This is a genomic window from Aeromonas sp. HMWF015 (assembly GCF_963878965.1).
Classification (GTDB): Bacteria; Pseudomonadota; Gammaproteobacteria; order Enterobacterales; family Aeromonadaceae; genus Aeromonas; species Aeromonas veronii.
Genome location: NZ_CAWNZT010000192.1, coordinates 1 through 265 on the forward strand (window position 1 = coordinate 1; position 265 = coordinate 265).

Sequence of the window (265 nt, forward strand, 5' to 3'; positions counted from 1 at the left end):
GATTTTAATGAGTTCTTGATAGCACCCTGCTTTTGAATCAAGCGTCAGAATAAGGGATAACCGGCGATGGTCGCAGGCTAATAACCGGTCATCTCCAGATAGCCGACCCCCTTGGCATCCCCCGAGACAGAGACCGCTCCCTCCCAGTAGTCAAAGCGACCTGTCATGGCCTGATTGGGCTGACGGGCTTTGATCGTGAGGCTCATTCCGGCGGCGTGTAGCTGCCACTCGACGGGGTAATCCTGCCCCTTGGGGCCGCGCCAGG

Annotated in this window: 1 protein-coding gene; it reads right to left on the reverse strand. The window is 57.7% G+C overall.

All coding sequences use genetic code 11. From position 1 onward, the window contains the following. Positions 1-77: 77 nt before the first annotated feature. The coding region (locus tag AACS18_RS10115) for a lipocalin family protein (protein WP_146184881.1) at positions 78-265 on the reverse strand (188 nt) is incomplete at its 5' end.